This is a genomic window from Nostoc sp. LEGE 12447, assembly GCF_015206985.1.
Taxonomy (GTDB): domain Bacteria; phylum Cyanobacteriota; class Cyanobacteriia; order Cyanobacteriales; family Nostocaceae; genus Nostoc.
Genome location: NZ_JADEXT010000001.1, coordinates 259,177 through 275,088 on the forward strand (window position 1 = coordinate 259,177; position 15,912 = coordinate 275,088).

10 protein-coding genes and 1 pseudogene are annotated in these 15,912 nt (G+C 39.7%); 4 read left to right on the plus strand and 7 right to left on the minus strand.

The annotated features are described in order from the left end of the window. Positions 1 to 54: 54 nt before the first annotated feature. Entirely contained in the window at positions 55 to 1,260 is a 1,206-nt protein-coding gene (locus tag IQ274_RS01120; protein WP_193867100.1) for an RNA-guided endonuclease InsQ/TnpB family protein, read from the minus strand. Between the two features lie 105 nt (positions 1,261 to 1,365). Here IQ274_RS01120 and tnpA point away from each other — a divergent pair. Next, positions 1,366 to 1,761, plus strand: a pseudogene (gene tnpA, locus IQ274_RS01125) (IS200/IS605 family transposase); the annotation flags it as partial. Here tnpA and IQ274_RS01130 read toward each other — a convergent pair. The 4 genes from IQ274_RS01130 to lepB form a co-directional block, all read right to left on the minus strand. After that, positions 1,752 to 3,587 carry a GGDEF domain-containing response regulator gene (locus IQ274_RS01130; protein WP_193867102.1) on the minus strand — a complete coding sequence of 612 codons (1,836 nt, stop codon included), beginning with the start codon at positions 3,585 to 3,587 and terminating at the stop codon, positions 1,752 to 1,754. The pseudogene tnpA and the gene IQ274_RS01130 overlap by 10 nt on opposite strands. Next, entirely contained in the window at positions 3,584 to 7,156 is a 3,573-nt protein-coding gene (locus IQ274_RS01135) for an ATP-binding protein (protein ID WP_193867103.1), read from the minus strand. Before IQ274_RS01135 ends, IQ274_RS01130 begins: the two co-directional genes overlap by 4 nt. Positions 7,157 to 7,684: 528 nt before the next feature. Then, complete coding sequence (locus tag IQ274_RS01140; RefSeq protein WP_193867254.1) at positions 7,685 to 8,467, minus strand: MOSC domain-containing protein; 783 nt, start codon at positions 8,465 to 8,467, stop codon at positions 7,685 to 7,687. A gap of 123 nt (positions 8,468 to 8,590) precedes the next feature. Beyond that, positions 8,591 to 9,244 carry a signal peptidase I gene (lepB, locus tag IQ274_RS01145; RefSeq protein ID WP_163928825.1) on the minus strand — a complete coding sequence of 218 codons (654 nt, stop codon included), beginning with the start codon at positions 9,242 to 9,244 and terminating at the stop codon, positions 8,591 to 8,593. A gap of 270 nt (positions 9,245 to 9,514) precedes the next feature. On the opposite strand from lepB, the gene IQ274_RS01150 reads away from it, so the two are divergent. After that, on the plus strand, positions 9,515 to 10,834 hold the full coding sequence (locus IQ274_RS01150) for a dihydroorotase (RefSeq protein ID WP_193867105.1): 1,320 nt from the start codon (positions 9,515 to 9,517) through the stop codon (positions 10,832 to 10,834). Between the two features lie 623 nt (positions 10,835 to 11,457). Beyond that, positions 11,458 to 12,633: a patatin-like phospholipase family protein gene (locus tag IQ274_RS01155; RefSeq protein WP_193867107.1), complete on the plus strand. Its 1,176-nt coding sequence runs from the start codon at positions 11,458 to 11,460 to the stop codon at positions 12,631 to 12,633. A gap of 648 nt (positions 12,634 to 13,281) precedes the next feature. On the opposite strand, the gene tsaE is transcribed toward IQ274_RS01155, so the two are convergent. Together tsaE and IQ274_RS01165 are read right to left on the minus strand one after the other, a co-directional pair. Then, complete coding sequence (tsaE, locus tag IQ274_RS01160; RefSeq protein WP_193867255.1) at positions 13,282 to 13,737, minus strand: tRNA (adenosine(37)-N6)-threonylcarbamoyltransferase complex ATPase subunit type 1 TsaE; 456 nt, start codon at positions 13,735 to 13,737, stop codon at positions 13,282 to 13,284. Positions 13,738 to 13,744: 7 nt separating this feature from the next. Continuing rightward, complete coding sequence (locus tag IQ274_RS01165) at positions 13,745 to 15,133, minus strand: gluconeogenesis factor YvcK family protein (protein WP_163938339.1); 1,389 nt, start codon at positions 15,131 to 15,133, stop codon at positions 13,745 to 13,747. 174 nt (positions 15,134 to 15,307) lie between these two features. On the opposite strand from IQ274_RS01165, the gene ruvC reads away from it, so the two are divergent. Next, on the plus strand, positions 15,308 to 15,799 hold the full coding sequence (gene ruvC / locus IQ274_RS01170) for a crossover junction endodeoxyribonuclease RuvC (RefSeq protein WP_012411616.1): 492 nt from the start codon (positions 15,308 to 15,310) through the stop codon (positions 15,797 to 15,799). The last annotated feature ends 113 nt before the right edge of the window (positions 15,800 to 15,912 follow it).

Sequence of the window (15,912 nt, forward strand, 5' to 3'; positions counted from 1 at the left end):
GTATTTATAGTTTAACTCCCACAGTGGCTAGAGAGTTTTTTGACACTCCTCGGTCTAAAGACACGGGGATTCTACCTTCACCCTAGCCACTTGCTCAACCAGGGTTTCCCCAAGTAGAGTAGAGGTTGCTAGTCCAGTAGCGTTCCTTTGTGACTGCCCGTCCCTAGCTTTTGCAAGATTCAGAATATTTTTTGCAGCGTTCACATCCCTTTGAAGCTCACATCCGAAACTACATTTATGGGTACGAGTTGAAAGAGATTTTTTAACTATTGCACCACAATCACTACATTTTTGAGATGTCATTCTCGGATTGATGGCAACAACTTTTGTATTAAACTTGACTGCAAAATATTCTAACCAACGACGAAAAAAACCCCAGCTAACATCATTAATTGATTTAGCAAGACAATGATTTTTTACCATGTTCTTGACCCTTAAATCTTCGTAAACCACTAAGGCGCTAGCCTTGCATACGTTACGCGCTATTCTCTTAGCATGTTCACTCCGTTGTCTACTTACTTTTAAGTGTTTTCGAGCATATCTCTGTATAGCTTTTCGTCGTTGGTTTTTACCTTTCTCCTTTTTGTAAATCTGACGTTGAGCGTGTTTAATTGATTTTTCTGCTTTTATCAATAACCTGGGATTGGGTTGATGATGCCCATTAGAGTCAGAGTAAGAATATTCTAAACCAACATCTAAACCCACTTCATCATCGGCAATTCTTGACTCACTTAATGATTCAGTTTTAATTGCAAATTGGCAATAGTACCCATCGGCTTTTTTGACTAACCTCACTCGTTTAATTGACTTGACTGGGTAGGTGTTAATATCCCATTTACCGAGTAGTTTAACCTCACCAATACCTTTTTGATCAGTGAAGGTAATACGTCGCTTAGTGGGATACAATGACCATCCAGAAGTTTTGTATTCAACGGAACGGTTATCTTTCTGAAAGCGTGGATATCCCTTTTTACCTGGAATTTTACCTTTGCAATTACCATAAAACCTATCAATAGCGATCACAGCTCTTTCTGTTGCGGATTGGCAAGCCATTGAATTTAGTTCTTCCACAAACTTAAATTCTTTTCGTAGTGCGGTTGAGTAATTATTAAGAGCAATTTTATTAATATTGGCTTCTCTTGGTGCATCCATCCAATATCTAATAGCTTTATTCCTGATGAACTGTGTAGTTATAATAGCTTCATCTATGGCTTGATACTGCAACTTAAAACCTTTGATTTTGTACTCCAACACCAGCACTCCTTAATTACCCCCTAGACTTTTGTTTATAGTTAATGTCTAGAATACAATATCTGTAGACAAAAGATAAGCGTTTTTAACCTGATTATGGGAAAATTTTAGCCAGAGGAATACAGACATGAAAATGCTGTATCTCTGTTGAATTATCACTTTATATTTATCCCCAAAAGACGTAAAAAGGTATTGGTTGGGGCAATTTCAGAAAGATTAGAGCAGATTATTTGTGAAGTGTGTCACGAAAACAGATGGCGAATCATTGCAATGGAAATTATGCCCAACCATCTGCATTTATTCGTGAACGCAAAACCTAGTGACGAACCTAGTAAAATCATTAGATTGATTAAAGCTAGAGCATCACATCACCTAAGAAAATAGTTTCCCGAATTACTGAAACTTCCTACCTTGTGGACACCCAGTTATTTTGTTTCAACTGCTGGCAATATCTCAACTGAAGCAGTTAAAAACTATTTTGCCAAGTGCTTAGTGGATAGCTACCATTGAGGTGATGCGGCAAGCAACTTAACAACCAATTGTTCTTCTATGGGTTCAGAAAACAGAAATCCTTGAGCAAAATTACAATTTAGACTTCTCAACTGGGCTAATTGTTCTTCTGTTTCGACACCTTCAGCGATCGCACTCATACCCATTGAATTGGCAATGCCAATCATTGCTGGTACTAGCCCCATATTTTCTTTATTATCCTGCATACGTTTGACAAAAGATTTATCAATTTTGAGTGCATTTAAAGGAAAGCTGTGCAGGTAACTTAAAGAAGAATATCCTGTACCAAAGTCATCCATAACCAACTTTATACTTCGCTGTTTTAGTTGTTGAAAAATTATCTTAATTGCATTAGTATTTTCCATAATTACACTTTCTGTTATTTCTAATTCTAAATATATAGGATTTATTTTAGTTTCATAAATAATTCGGTCAATTTGTTCTACAAAATTGGGTTGTAAAAATAACCTAGCACTCAAATTGACACTAATCGTTAGAGGTTCTGGTGTCACTGGCTGATGTTGCCAGATGCTTAGTTGATGACAAGCTGACTGTAATACCCAAGTATTGATGGCATTAATCAAACCTGTTTCTTCTGCGACAGGAATAAATTCTGTAGGAGAAACTAGACCACGAGTTGGATGTTGCCAGCGCACCAATGCTTCAAATCCAGAAATTTTACCTGTAATTAGAGAAACAATTGGCTGATAATAAACGAGGAATTCCTGCCTTTCAACAGCCCTTCGGAGATCATTCTCTAATTCTAAAAGCTGAATAGCTTCTTGATGCATCGCTGGATTAAAAACATGATATTTGGCTCTTCCTTGAGCCTTAGCCCGATACATTGCTGTATCAGCATCCCGCAGCAAATACTCTGGCCGATCGTAATCTTTATTGCCCCAACTAATGCCAATACTAGCATTCATAAAGACTTCATATCTTGATAGTTTAAAAGCAAGTGATAGCTGTTTTAGAATCCTATCGGCAACTTGGATTGCTATATTGATATCCGTAATCTTTTCTAAGAGAATTCCAAATTCATCACCACCCAATCGGGCTAGAGTATCAATAGGTATGAGACACGCTTGCAGGCGACGAGCGATAGAAATCAGCAATTCATCTCCTACCAAATGACCAAGGGAATCATTGACAACTTTGAAGCGATCGCAGTCTAAAAAAAGTACTGCAAACTGATAACTAGATTCTTGTTTTGCTCGATTGAGAGCATTGTCTAGTCGCCTCATAAACAACACTCGGTTTGGTAATCCAGTCAACGAATCATGCAGCGCTATATCTAATAGTTTACTTTGCAATTTTTGGCGGGAATTGATTTCTTTTTGAAGTTTTTGGAGAGCTTTTTCTAGCTCCTCAGTTCGCTGTGTTACCCGACGTTCCAATTCTACATTGAGTTTCAATATTTCTAATCGCGCTGACCTCAATGCCAGTTGATTTTTCACGCGCACTAAAACTTCTTGAAACTCAAAAGGTTTAGTGATGTAGTCTACACCACCTACCTTAAAGGCTTTAACTTTGTCAAAAACATCATCTAAAGCGCTAATAAAAATTACCGGAATATCGGCTGTTAGCTCCCAAGCTTTAAATGCCTGACAAATTTCATAGCCATCTACTTCTGGCATCATAATATCAAGCAAAATCAGATCCGGCAATACTGTTTGAGTTGCTGTCAGTGCCATTTGCCAGTTCAAGGCTTTACGAACGTTATACCCTTCCCTTGTCAATATTGAGGATAAAACCCGCAGGTTGTCCGCCATATCGTCAACGATCAAAATATCTTTTTTATTAGGGTCTAAATGCTCGTAATTCATTCTACGTTTGTTCTAGTCAATTCCATAATTTTCTCAAACTGGTAGTTATTTGCTAAATCCCTAAGAACTTGCGATACCTGAACATTATCTAAGGGAATTTGCTTGATTAACTCTAAAATCAATTCATCGCTACAGCTGGCTGCGGCATAGTGGATCTTTTGAAGCCACTCAGGTGACATTTGTGATAAATGACTCAGGAGTTCAGCAAAACTAACAAATATCTGTGTAGCTTGCTCGGCAACTGCTGTATTTGGGTTTTCTACTTGATTGGTATACTTTACACCCAGATGTTGGCTCAGTTTTTCCAATAATACTTCCTGTGTGAATGGCTTGCGAATAAAATCATCGCAGCCAATAGATAAAATCTTCTGACGTTCTTCCTCAAAGGCGCTAGCAGTTAGGGCAATAACGATTGTGTGTTTATTCAAACAACCCTGCCCTGTTTCCAGGAAGTCGAAACAGGGAGCTAGGGCTTTTGGCGATCGCAAAATGGCCGCACCAGAAGCATCATGATTGTGTTCCACGACACCAGCTATTTCTGGTGTGGGAGAGGCTTTGTATATAGTTTTGAGAACTTCACAGTCATCTGAATCGGTTAACCCTCCGTTAAGATACTGGTTCCCCGATGATGTCAGTTGTTTAAATTTTGGGAACCTCCGTAATCTACTGGCTGTGCCATACCCTACTTGTTTACCTTTAATTATTCTTGTAGCTTCGTAGCCATCCATGATCGGCATTCGCATATCCATAAAAATCAAGTTTGGTTGCCAAGATTCCCAATTACTAACTGCTTCCACACCATCTGTAGCTTCCCTGACTTCAAAGCCCAGAGATGTCAGAATTTTAACTAGCAGTAGACGGCTTTCTTTAGCATCATCAACCACTAAGATGCGGTATGCTTTTTCAGTCGGCGCTAAAGATAGAATTTGAGATTTAATTTGGTTTATCGGCATTTCTCTAGGACAAGCTAAAGCAATTTGAATATCAAAGGCAAATGTACTACCTATACCAGGAGTACTGCTGACTGTAATATCTCCCCCCATCAGTTGCACGTATTTACGGCTAATTGCTAAACCTAGCCCTGTTCCCTGTTGAGATTTTCTACCGATTTCGGTTTGCTCAAAAGCCTCAAACAGCAAGCCAATTTCTTGTGGAGTAATACCGCAACCAGTGTCTTGTACCTCGAACAAGAGACGAGGGTTATAAGAAAGATTTTCCTCGCCCTGCTCCCATCTCAGCCGTAGAGTTACTCTGCCAATATCAGTAAATTTGATAGCATTCCCCAAGAGGTTGAGCAAGACTTGAAATAGTTTATTTTCATCGGTTTCTATGTACTGAGGAATGTCGTGTGCATACTCAAATACTATTTGTAAGCTCTTAGATGCAGCACGCAAATACAGCATCTCTTCTAGGTTATTCAATAGATGAATTAAGTCAAAGCTACTACGATTTAATGTGATTCTCCCAGCTTCGATTTTAGACATTTCTAGAATGTCGTTAATTAAGTTAAGTAGATGTTCGCCAGCACGATTAATAATTGCCAAGTTTTCTTGGTGTTCGCTAGATAGCGAATAATCTCGGCTCATGACTTGGGTGAAGCCAAGAATGGCGTTGAGTGGGGTACGCAATTCGTGGCTCATGTTCGCGAGAAATTCGCTTTTGGCGAGGTTGGCGGCGGCGCTTCGCGCTGCTTCCCGAACGGCTGCTTGCTGTTCTTGGGCGGCGATTTTTTGCGATTGAATCAGTTCTTCTTGGGTAGTTTGCAGTTGCTCAATCACTTGCTGGAACTCTTCAGTACGTTTTTTGACTTGAGCTTCTAAGGTGCGATTATATTCTGCTAATAAGTTTTCTGCTTGTTTGCGTTGGCTGATATCAAAAAAGGTAGCCATCGCAAAAGCCAAATTTCCTGATTCATCATAGATGGGGTTGCCCAAAACTTCAACGGGAATAATCTTGTCAAAATGGCGAACTTCCATATCATCAATCCTGGTACTTTCCCCAAGCAATGCTCTCAAAATTGGTAGGCGATCGCTGGGGTAAAGTTGATCTGTGCCGGCAAGGTAAGCTTGATATACCTCTGACAATTGTTCGCTTCTAACTTCTGCGATCGCTCCTTGACCAAGAATTTGCTGCCCAATATGATTTGTGTAATAAGGTTCACCTTCAGCATCTATGATAAATACACCTACTGGCATAGCTTCTAAAAATTGAGTTAGCCGACTCTGACTTTCAGATAGAGCTTCATTTAAAACTTGCATCTGAGCATTCTTTGCCTCCAAAACACTGAAGGATGCTTGCAGCTGCTTTGCCATAGTTTCAAATGACTTGGCTAGTTCCCCCAACTCATCGGAGCGCTGAATTTTTGGTGTTTGCTCCCATTCACCTTGAGCAATTTTCTTAGCTGATGTGTTTAATTGTAAAATCGGCTTAATTACCCAGCGAGCAGTTAAAATCCCGATTCTTGTAGCCACTAAAAAAGCAACTATGCACAGTAAAACGGTGATGCGGGTGTTCTCATTAATTTGCTCCATAAATTCGCCTTCAGGAATCACCGCTACGATTAGCCAATCTAAACCCAGTTCATCCTTCCAACTTTTTACTTGTACAAAATAACGCATACCATCGGCGCTAAAAGTTAGCTGTTGCTTCCCCACCACAAACCCAAGACTACCAAAGCGTTTGATCAAAGACTGGGTTGTGAGCCTAATTAAAGAATTTCGACTTTCTAATGCTGTTCGACGTTTTATTTGACCATTAATGATGCTATATGGTGGTTCGGTAGAAGAAGCCACTATTAACCCAGAACGCTCTAAAATAAAAGTTTTACCCGATTGTTCGGTGTTTAATTTGGTTAAAAAATTGCTGATTTGTGACAAAATTAAATCAACACTAATCACCCCAACAAGCTTGCGGGTCTTATCGTAAACAGGATAGCTGGAAGATATAGATAAAACTTCTGGTTTATCTTCCCATTGATAAATTTGACTCCAAACGGGTTTGCCAGCCTTGACTGCATCTGCATACCACGCTTCTGTCCGAGGATCGTAATCTTTAACTTGCTGAAGCTGGCGACGATTTCCCTTCAAGTCTGAATCATAAATATAAAGTTTCCCAATACCATGCTTTTGACTAACTTCATTAATCAACAGCTTGCCATTATCTAAACGTTCAATACCGATAAATTCCCCTTTGGGGTTGGCAAAGCTGTTGTAGCCAACATTGAAAACCTGCATTTGTTTCCAAAAGTAATTTCCGGCAGTTTTAAAGTCAGAAAGGTTGAGCATACCTAGATCAACCGCATCTAAGTTAATTTGATTTATTTGCTTCGGAGTTGTTAAATAGTTATTAAGATGCTGTTCAATGCGATCGCAGATTTCATTTTCTAATTGGCTAGCAAGCTCTCTTACCGCTTTTTGTCCGTTTTGATACGAAAGATAGCCCACAAGCCCCACCGCCCCGCAAATTTGCAATATAAAGGGGACAATCAGAACATACTTTAGGGGCATACTGGCGTAAACTTTGCCAACTAAGCAATTAAGAGATTTGACGGACTGAAGTTTGGATAACATTGTTGTTTAATTTTTCCCCAGCATATATTTGGGGCATTTTTGCTATGCCAGCTATATTTAATACCAAAAAAATTACGGTATGTCATCACTTCGATCATGACATCTCTGAGAAAATTGAGTATAAAAAAAGCATTAAAAATTTTGTTTGGATACTTGTCTGACTAGTTAAGTTTCTCCAACCTCCAATTTTCAAATTTTGCGTAGGCATAGCCGATTTGTAAACATTACGGCTTAATTCGCTCAGTTTTATCTGGCAATGTATCAGTACATTTACTCAGAACAACTGAAATTTAACCGATAAGCTACAGTATGCCATTCTAAAATTCAGGTTGCCATTAGCACCTAATCCTAAATTTAATTTCTAATTGCTGAGGTCTTGATTTTCCAGTCTCGAAACCTCTGGACTTGCACAAAAATCTATATCTAACTACAACAATTTTAAAATTTTCATGCAAATACATAGTAATAACAAAAAAAATCCAAGAAAATTTACTTAGTGCTTTTTATTGTAAATAAATATTAATTTTCTTATACAAGTATGTCAACTTCATTACCGATTTGTAAAATTTTTCCGGCTGAGGATATAGGCAATTGAGTATTAACACTCAATCTGTAAAAGTGATTAAAAGGCGATGAAGCAACCCAATTAGGCAGAGTTGCTTGCCTCTGGGTTGCAAAGATTTTTTGAAAGTTTGGGTAAGCTTCCCCTGAGTAAGAATCGCGTGTTGGAACTATACAACGCTGGCATGGATTAACCCCAAAAAAATCTACATCTCCTACTCGAAAGGAGACTAAATCACCTTGTTCGCTAAATAGCCGATCTTCCCAAAATGCTGGTACACCATCAATCTCGATATTGGCACGCATCCGACGGCGTATTTCATCTACACTTAAATCGGGAAACCAAGAAGCTACTTCTGTCAACGTTGCTGTACTAATTACCGTTGGGCCTGGCGAGTATGTATCGTCAGGAAAGCCCATCAGAGAGTTTTGCCTTAATGTAACAGCAAACTCAAAATAATTACTCAAAGTTGCTTCTAGGGCTTGCCGTTCGTCATCCAGATGAAAAACTTGTTGTGAATCGCCGCCTGGGATTTGTAGCGAAATAGTTCTATTGAAAAGTGCAAATTGCACCCTTAGTAAATGGATTTTAGCATGACGCTTGCCATTGACAAATCTATCCCGCTCGTCAAAGATGGCAAACTCGCGGTCATGCTGTAGTGCGCCACTGGCAAGAACTCCAACCTTTTCAACTTCAACACCATCCAGTGATTTTACTGGATACAGTAAAATCTTGGCTAGGTAAGGCATCATAGCAATTTTAGATTTTAGATTTTAGATTAGGGACTGTTAAATCACCAATCTAAAATTATTTTATGATTTATTTACCTTACTAAATTCTTCTTGAGCAAAAGCATCAAGCTAAATTATCTGTTATGGGGTTGTTTGGGGATATGGTGGTACTTTATCTATTCCCCCGACATGATTTAGAGGCCAAAAACGAACTACAGCCCTTCCAATAATATTCTGGCGAGGGACAACACCCCAGCAGCGTCCATCATAACTATTGTTACGATTATCACCTAGTACTAGATATGAATCATCTGGTATAGTCTGGGGTTTTTCCAAAAAAGGTGGCTGTGGCCCTGATTGGCAAACATTAATAACTGTGCTTTGACCAGAACTGAGATAATTAGTTTCTGGAAGGGGTTTGTTGTTAATATAGACCTTGCCATTTCTGAGTTGTACTTGTTCTCCAGGTAAGCCAATTACTCTTTTAATAAAAGCATCCTGGTATTGTTCTTTTTGTAACTCTTTCGTGGGTGAAAATACTACGATATCTCCACGCTGCGGGTCAGCAAATTTATATTTCAACTTATCGACAATGATTTTGTCTGCTTCCCACTGGTTTGGCGTACCATGCAGAGTGGGTTCCATTGACCCAGAAGGAATCCAGCGTGCTTCAGCAACAAAGGTACGAATTCCCAGAGCTAGAACAATACTCAATACAATTGTTCTACCTAGCTCTGCGATCCAGGAATTATCGGGTTGTTGACTAGAGTTGTTATCAGACACTTGATTTTGCATGAAATTACTTAACTGAAGGAAAGATGTAGGTAATTAACTCGCCTAGTGAGACTTTATCTGTTAATCTTAACGGGAAAATTTTAATTTCCTGGTTATGTTCGCATCTTGACTACCAATTTTAGATTATTGATAAATGGGGTTCTTCATAGATTAAAAATAAACTTTTTTTTAACGGTCAGCAAAAAATTTAACACTCAGAGCGCGACTAAGTTTAACCTAAAAGCATAGTTATCTGTAATATATAGCTCCCTGCCTAAAAAAGTTAGCCTTATGTCATCTCCACAAATTTTACTGATCCGTCGCGCTCGCATAGTCCTACCCAATGGTGAAATGATGATTGGGGATGTGTTGACCCGCGATCGCCAAATAGTCGAAGTTGCGCCAGAAATCTCCCAAACAGCTGTAGTCACTGAAATTGACGCAGAAGGGTTAACTTTGTTGCCGGGAGTGATTGATCCGCAGGTACATTTCCGGGAACCTGGACTAGAACACAAGGAAGATTTATTCACCGCTAGTTGTGCCTGCGCTAAAGGTGGAGTCACTTCATTTTTAGAAATGCCCAATACGCGCCCCTTAACAACGACACAGCAGGCTTTAAACGACAAGCTAGAACGGGCCTCACAAAAGTGCTTGGTTAATTATGGCTTTTTTATTGGGGCAACAGCAGAGAATCTTCCAGACTTGCTTTTGGCCAAGCCCACACCGGGTATTAAGATTTTCATGGGGTCGATGCACGGTCAGTTGCTAGTTGATGGTGAAACAGCATTGGAGACGATATTTGCTAAAGGCGATCGCTTAATTGCTGTTCATGCCGAAGACCAAGCTAGAATCAACCAACGTCGCCAAGAATTTGCCAACATTCACGATCCAGCCGTTCACTCGCAAATTCAAGATAATCAAGCGGCTTTGTTGGCAACCCAACTGGCATTAAAACTTTCTCAAAAATATCACCGTCGTCTGCATATTCTTCACATGTCAACAGCCGAAGAAGCAGATTTATTGCGTCAGGAGAAACCTAGTTGGGTGACAGCAGAGGTAACGCCACAGCATTTGGTGTTAAACACCAGTGCTTATGAAAAGATTGGTACTTTAGCACAGATGAATCCACCTTTGCGATCGCCCCACGATAACGAAGTCCTTTGGCAAGCTTTGCGCGATGGCGTGATTGATTTCATCGCTACAGATCACGCACCCCACACCTTAGAAGAAAAAGCTCAAGAATACCCCAATACTCCTTCAGGAATGCCTGGGGTGGAAACTTCCCTAGCTTTGATGTTAACTGCGGCGATGGAGGGAAAGTGTACTGTTTCCCAAGTTGTCAACTGGATGTCTAAGAATGTAGCTGTGGCTTATGGTATTCCCAATAAAGGAGCGATCGCACCTGGTTATGATGCCGATTTAGTGCTTGTAGATTTAAATACATACCGTCCAGTCCGGCGCGAAGAACTTTTAACCAAATGCCATTGGAGTCCATTTGAAGGCTGGAACCTCACTGGCTGGGCGACAACTACCATTGTCGGCGGTGAAATAGTTTATGACAAAGGCCAGGTAAATACGCAAGTCCGGGGTCAAGCTTTAACTTTCTTGTAGCAAATATTTATTTAAGCTTACGTAGTAGACAGATATTTATACATCAAAGCCATACTTGAATAGGCAAGATTTTCATCTATCTAGAGTTAAGACTAGACCAATGCGGTTTGGTTAAAGCTAAAAGACGAAAATCTTTGTTTTTCCTTCTTTACCCTTTTAACCAAAGGGTATTGACTTGTTGCTGTATCAAAAATTGCAACATGAAACTCTGAATTTATTTATAAGTGTTTGAAGTCAAATCTTCAATAACTCCCTGCTTACGGCTATAAGATTACCTATTTAATCTTCGTTTTCCCTGCTTGGTGTGCAACGAGATGTTGCGCGTACCTTTATGGGAAAGCAAGCTACGCGTGGTGTTTCGTAGTGAAGGCAGTTCGTTAAATCTTACAGCTGGATAGGAGTAAACAAAATGAAACATATATGACCTTCATCCCAATACTGCTCGGGTTTTGGATTTTTAACTCAGAATTGGGTTTGGGGTAAAGGTTAAAGGTTTTTTCTTTCCCCTTTCCCCTTTCCCCTTTTCCCCAAAACCCGACAAGTATTGACCTTCATCCAGGTCATGTATTTACCAGAAACTATGCCCGAAAAGATAACCGTAGAAATAATCAAGGAGAATTGCTATGTCCTTCAAAATTTTAGCTTTAGATGGTGGCGGTATTCGGGGAGTTATTGCAGCCCGAATGCTTAAACAAGTAGAACAAGAAATTAGAAACCAGGGTAAAGGGAACTTCTTACACGAATACTTTGACCTCATTGCTGGCACTTCTACTGGTTCAATATTGACAGGGGGGATTGCTGTAGGAAAGACAAGTGATGAACTTATTAAAATGTATATAGATAAAGGTAAAGATATCTTTCCGGCGAATAGAAAAGAACTCTATAAAAATTTGCCGTCCTTCATCAAATCAATTCTTGATGTATTTTCAGCATCTAAATATTCTCATGATGGAATTATTAGTGTCCTCAAAGATGCTTATAAATACACAAGAATAAAAGATGTTGAAAAACCTATTATCTTGATTTTGGCTTACGATACGCTATATCGCAATACAACCTTTTTTACAAACTGTCATCCCGATCTAGGAGACAGATGGTACGATGACTGTTATTTATGGGAGATATGTACCGCTTCTGCCTCTGCACCTACTTTTTTCCCGCCATATAAATTAGAACCTGTAGATAAAGAAAAGTTTGGCGATTGGGAATTTCCACACATTGATGGAGGAGTTTCTGCTAACAATCCCTGTCTTGCAGCTTTGAGTTTAGTTATGAGGATCAGCCAGTCTACAGTATCTCCAGAAATAAAGCAAAAATATAAACTAAATAATCTGCGATTGGAAGATATTTCTATCCTTTCTCTTGGCACAGGTCAAACTGGTGAACCATATCAATATAAGCAAGTAAGTAAATGGAAAGGCTTAGACTGGGTACAAAATTTGACTAATATCTTTATGGAACCTACATCAGAGATTGATAGCACAATTTGCCGGCAAATCATGGGTGGATACGAGTCTAAACGTTACTTGCGTCTTCAGTTTGAATTAAATGAGACATTTAAACCTAAGCCAAAAGAAACTTATAAAGATCCTCGTATTGTGTTACCTCCAGAAGAGCGAAAAAACCGATTTACAGGCAAAAAAGTTACTCAAGAAATAGATAATACTAGTCCAGAGATTATTCAGCAGTTAATAGATACTACCTCGGCATTCATCGATCAAGGTCTTACTTACTATACCAGGGATGACTCTGGCTTACCGATAAAAAAGGCGATCGCTTCTTTCATTAGAGAAAACTAGTGCATCCACGTAGATATATTAATGTTAACTAATACAAGATAAAACATCTCGTATTTTTACATAACTATCGTAAAAATACGAGATGTTTTATTTAAAACTGCTAACAGTGATAATTACAGATGTCAACCGAAGAATTTATTGGTATTTACAATTACTTAAATTAATTTTTTAATTATTATATAAATCAGTATTATTGTGTATATATTGTGACTTTAGTTCGGGTATATTGAGTATAAGGAAAAGTTAGATAACTTCTAGATAGCTTGATGTTATTTAACTTTTTTCTATTAGCTTTGACTGCTAAATAATCCAGATTTGTTCTCTTAATGAGAGTAGAGAACCAATCAGGTTAAATCAAGCTGACTAGGTGCTGCAAAAACTCTCATTTAACCCAACAACAGTTTACCTTTTCTTAATTCATACACTATCTAAATCAGTTTTTTAACTGATTATTGCAGCAATAAAGCTGCTGTTACAAAAATTTTTCACTTAATTTGGATAGAGATAACAATGTTAGTGATTTACAGTGGTGAGCGTGGTAGTGGCAGATAGAAGGAGTGTGAAGTTCTCCCTCAACTATTAGCAAAAATTTTTTAGTGTTGCGATCTAAAAAAGTGAAATCTCTTGTACTTCGGTCGGGATATGAGCTTAGATAGCAGCAATGGCTTCACTAAGGGCACAATTCAATGGTATGAGTTCGACTTGACGAGTACCTCCATCCCCATAAGTCAAAGTCACACTTAGATAACTATCTGGTTTGTAGGGCAATCGTTCCGCCCATTCAACTGCCACAATTCCTGGTATGACCTCAATACCTTCCCAATAACTTTCTAAATTTAGGGCTGCAACTTCTTGTGGTTCTAAGCGATATAAATCTAGGTGGTAAAGGGGGAGCCGTCCTTCTGTGTACTCATTAATCAGGGTGAAAGTGGGACTGACAATAGATTCAGCAATTCCCAAACCCTTACCAATACCTTGAACTAAGGTAGTTTTACCAGCGCCTAAATCACCTTCTAGTAAAATTACACTGCCAGCAGTCAGGGATTCACCGAGACTAATACCTAAGCGTAGCGTCGCCTCTGTATCTGCAAGAAAAATTTTCATAACCGAGTCAAGACGTGATATTTCTCCTTTTTCCATAATGACCTCTACCGTACCACCGCAACAACACTTGTGCTAGTTTCTGCGGATTGTGACGGACAAAACCCGTTTCATCTTCATATAAAACATTAGCTGCAACAATCCTTCGCCCTAGTTGAGTTACGGCTTCTCTATCTAGGAAAACGGGATGGGAGTTTTGTTCGGCGTAGCGGATGAGTGATTGCTCTGAGGGAGATTTTTTGTGGATTAGCACAGCATCAAATAGCCGTCTTTCCCCACAAGCAGCATCAATTGCTCTAATGTGATCTGCAACAGTGTAGCCTTCAGTTTCTCCTGGCTGAGTCATGATATTGCAGATATAAATACGGGGGGCATCTGTTTGAGCGATCGCATCGGCAATTTCTGGTACTAATAAATTAGGAATCAGACTTGTATAAAGACTACCTGGCCCAATAATGATGTAATCAGCTTCTTTAATTGCCTTAATCGCTGCTGGCACTGCCGGCGGATTATCAGGAATACAGCCAATTTTGACAATTTTCCCTCCAGCTTTAGGAATGCTAGACTCGCCCTCAATGCGGCGACCATCGGTTAATTCAGCCCAGAGGCGAACATCACTGAGAGTTGCCGGTAGTACTTGTCCCCGTACCGCTAGCACTTTAGAACTGGCTGCAACTGCTTGTTCTAAATCTCCAGTAATATCACTCATTGCCGTTAAAAACAAATTGCCAAAACTGTGACCCGTTAACCCATCTCCAGCCCGAAAACGGTATTGAAACAATTCTGTTAACAACTTTTCTTCATCTGCTAGTGCAGCCAAACAATTGCGAATATCCCCTGGTGGTAACACTCCAAATTCTTGACGCAACCGCCCAGAAGATCCACCATCATCAGCAACAGTGACAATAGCAGTAATATTAGCGCTGTAGGTTTTTAGTCCCCTCAACAACGTAGAAAGACCCGTACCACCACCAATTACTACTATTTTCGGGCCTCGGTACAGTCGATGATGTGCCAGCAAGACATCGATGAGTTCTTCTCCGCCTTCTGCCCTTAGTACCTTAGTAATTGAGCCAACAGTACGAGTTTGTCCCCAAAGCACTAACAGCAATCCCCCAAGCAGCACCAAAGGCCCACTGATATAGTTGGGTAAGATGTTGGTGATTACTCCAAGGAAACCCCTAAACAACTCGATCATCCAAAAAATTGGGGTCAGCTTAACCCAAATAGCTAACCCCAAACTCGCCAGCAGTACACCCCCAATACTTATCAACAACCAACGTTTTACCGATAGTCCAGGGGATAACCATTTGAACCACTGGTTAACCCGATAGGAAGTTCGAGAACGCGACTGCTTTTGCAGGGCGTTGAGGGCTTGTCTGAGAAAACCAATTGACATACCTGATTTACAGCAGTGCTACAAACAATAATTAACAGAAAATGTACACCACTTGGTTTTTAACACTAGGCGTGAAACTATTATATTTGTCAATTCCATTAGACTAAGAGCAAGTGGTCAAGATTGCCAGTATTCCTAGTTAAACAATACCCTGGTTTAGTAAAAGTGAATTGAATGGAAAAACGAATTTTAGGATTAGATCCAGGACTGGCAACTTTAGGGTTTGGGGTAATTACCTGCACACAAATTGCCAACAAGGTGCCAGAAACTACAGTAAATATGCTGGATTTCGGGGTAATTAAAACGTCAGCAGATGTAGAAATGGGACTGAGGCTATGTACCTTGTTTGATGATTTACACACCGTGATGGAGGAATTTCAACCAGATTTGGTTGCGATCGAGAAACTATTCTTCTATCGGATGTCAAGTACAATTTTGGTTGCACAGGCGCGGGGTGTATTAATTTTGGTGTTGGGTCAGCGTCGTCTTCCTTATGTAGAGTTTACTCCGGCTCAAATTAAGCAAGCTTTAACGGGATATGGCAATGCAGATAAGTTAGATGTGCAAGAGGCGGTAGCACGGGAGTTAGATTTAGATGAAATTCCCAAGCCAGATGATGCTGCGGATGCTTTGGCGGTAGCTTTGACCGCTTCTTATCAGTTGTAAGTGTGTACACAAAGAATAAAGTTCTAAAATGAACAAACAATAAACTTCTTAAGTGAGAATACATTCATCAGAATCAAGACGCTCTCTACGAGACGCTGCGCGTAGCTTGCTTC

Coding starts and splice junctions, on each gene's coding strand:
- ruvC (WP_012411616.1), top strand. CDS start 15,308: ATGGAAAAACGAATTTTAGGATTAGATCCAGGACTGGCAACTTTAGGG.
- IQ274_RS01155 (WP_193867107.1), top strand. CDS start 11,458: ATGTCCTTCAAAATTTTAGCTTTAGATGGTGGCGGTATTCGGGGAGTT.
- IQ274_RS01135 (WP_193867103.1), bottom strand. CDS start 7,156: ATGTTATCCAAACTTCAGTCCGTCAAATCTCTTAATTGCTTAGTTGGC.
- IQ274_RS01150 (WP_193867105.1), top strand. CDS start 9,515: ATGTCATCTCCACAAATTTTACTGATCCGTCGCGCTCGCATAGTCCTA.
- IQ274_RS01140 (WP_193867254.1), bottom strand. CDS start 8,467: ATGCCTTACCTAGCCAAGATTTTACTGTATCCAGTAAAATCACTGGAT.
- tsaE (WP_193867255.1), bottom strand. CDS start 13,737: ATGAAAATTTTTCTTGCAGATACAGAGGCGACGCTACGCTTAGGTATT.
- lepB (WP_163928825.1), bottom strand. CDS start 9,244: ATGCAAAATCAAGTGTCTGATAACAACTCTAGTCAACAACCCGATAAT.
- IQ274_RS01165 (WP_163938339.1), bottom strand. CDS start 15,133: ATGTCAATTGGTTTTCTCAGACAAGCCCTCAACGCCCTGCAAAAGCAG.
- IQ274_RS01130 (WP_193867102.1), bottom strand. CDS start 3,587: ATGAATTACGAGCATTTAGACCCTAATAAAAAAGATATTTTGATCGTT.